The sequence below is a fragment of the Protofrankia sp. Cj3 genome, assembly GCF_917627355.1.
Classification (GTDB): domain Bacteria; phylum Actinomycetota; class Actinomycetes; order Frankiales; family Frankiaceae; genus Protofrankia.
Window position 1 is genome coordinate 1 of record NZ_CAKJTR010000226.1, and the last position, 2,168, is coordinate 2,168.

General features: G+C 66.2%; 2 protein-coding genes. One reads left to right on the forward strand and one right to left on the reverse strand.

From position 1 onward, the window contains the following. On the reverse strand, positions 1 to 1,186 hold a 1,186-nt coding region (guaB, locus tag MJ783_RS20850), incomplete at its 3' end, for an IMP dehydrogenase (protein WP_239312980.1). Between the two features lie 505 nt (positions 1,187 to 1,691). Here guaB and MJ783_RS20855 point away from each other — a divergent pair. Continuing rightward, the gene (locus tag MJ783_RS20855) at positions 1,692 to 2,108 is read left to right on the forward strand and encodes a DUF5319 domain-containing protein (RefSeq protein WP_308127796.1); all 417 of its coding nucleotides are present in this window, start codon (positions 1,692 to 1,694) and stop codon (positions 2,106 to 2,108) included. The last annotated feature ends 60 nt before the right edge of the window (positions 2,109 to 2,168 follow it).

Here is a 2,168-nt window from a genome sequence, read left to right on the forward strand (position 1 = left end):
GTTCGCCTGGGCTCTCGTCAACTCCGGCAAGAAGACTGCCAAGCATCACCGAGTCAGCACCAACGGCAATCGCCTTGGCGATATCGCCGGAGTACTGCATCCCGCCGTCACCAATCACGGGGACGGCCGCCTGCCGCGCGATGCGCGCGCATTCGTAGATCGCGGTGACCTGCGGGACCCCGACCCCGGCCACGACCCGGGTCGTGCAGATCGAGCCGGGCCCCACCCCCACCTTGATGGCGTCGGCACCGGCGTCGACCAACGCGCGTGCGCCGTCCGCGGTCGCGACATTGCCCGCGATCACGTCAAGAGGGCCACCGTCCAGGCGGGTCGGCAGGTCGGACTTGATACGCCGCACCATGTCCAGCACAGCCCGCGCATGGCCATGCGCGGTGTCCACCACCAAGAAGTCGACGGCCGCCGCTACAAGCATCTGCGCGCGCTTGTAGGCGTCATCCCCCACCCCGATGGCGGCGCCGACCACCAGTCGTCCATCCGCGTCCTTGGTTGCCCGCGGATACTGCTCACGCTTGGTGAAGTCCTTGACCGTGATCAGTCCACGCAGGCGGTCACCGTCGTCCACCAGGGGAAGCTTCTCAATCTTGTGCTGGCGCAGCAGCAACAGCGCGTCGTCCGCGGACACCCCGACCCGCGCCGTAACGAGCGGCATCGGTGTCATGACCGCACGCACCAGCCGGGAATAGTCCCGCTCAAATCGAATATCACGATTCGTGACAATTCCCACGAGCCGGCCATCCGGTTCGGTCACCGGAACCCCGGAAATGCGGTAGCGGGCCATGAGCTCGTTGGCGTCCTCGATGGTGGCATCCGGGCCGCAGGTAACAGGCGTTGTGATCATCCCTGATTCGGAACGCTTCACCACGTCGACCTGCTGCGCCTGGTCCTCGATGGAGAGGTTGCGATGCAGCACGCCCACGCCGCCCTGCCGGGCCATCGCGATCGCCATCCGCGCCTCGGTGACGGTGTCCATCGCCGAGGACAGCAACGGAACAGCCAGCCGGATGTGCCTGGACAACCGGGTGGACGTGTCGGCATCCGCCGGCATGACGTCCGATTCCGCTGGCAGCAGCAGTACGTCGTCGAAGGTCAGCCCCAGCATGGCCAGCTTCGCCGACGGCATCGACCCTGGCTCGGACCCGATCGACTGGACAACGGGACTGTTCATGACACCTTCCGTCCGCACCTCGCCACTCCCCATAACGATCAAAACCATATCCCCACGCTTTGCCCAGAACACCCACGGCCCCATGGCGGGGAACGCCGTCCTGGCGCCGGCTGCGGCCATGAGCCGCCGGGCATGCGAATCAGGCACCGGCACAAGAGCCCTACCGGCCCATCCTAGGACTCCCAAGGCCACCGGCAAGACCGCCGGCAAGAGCGCTCGGGCGCGCGGAAGAGGGCATCATCGCGCACCCGCGCGGCGAGAAGCGCCAAAAAACGATCAGCTTGGTCTCCGCCTACCGGCATCGGCGCACAGGCAGCAGGCGGGACCAGAGAACCGGAACCACCAATCCAGTGCCGGATATGTCGTACTACGCAGTAATCCAGCGCCGCCAACCGTATGAGATGCGTAAAACGGTCTCGCGGACAGGTTGAAACACGCGATCCGAAACCGGCCAACCCCCTGGAGTCGCCCATCGGGACCACTAAGGGGCTTGCTCCGGCGTAGCGTGGGCGGCGTGAGCGACGAGCCTCTCGACCCGTTCGCGGGCGACCCCGAGGACCCGACAGCAGAGCTCGCGCGCCTCGACCCGGTTGAGGACACCGAACTGCTGGAGCCTCTTTCGCCGCACGAGCGCGAGGAGATACTTGCCGAGCTCGGGGACCTCGACGTCTTCCGGACCTTGCTGGAGCCCCGCGGCTACCGCGGCCTCATCGTCGACTGCGAGGGATGCGCGGAACCGCATTTCTTCGACTGGGACCTGCTCGCCGGCAACCTCCGCTACCTCCTTGACGAGGGCCGGGCCCGGGTCCACGAACCCGCGTACGCTCCGGACCCATCGTCCTACGCCAGCTGGGACTATGCGCGTGGTTACGCCGACGGGGTCTACGAGACAAGTGAAGCCTCGGAAGCTGATTCCCGCTAGCCAAAGATCACCAATCTGCGTCGGATCATGCCTTTGCCCTGATCCAGGCGGCACGTGCTA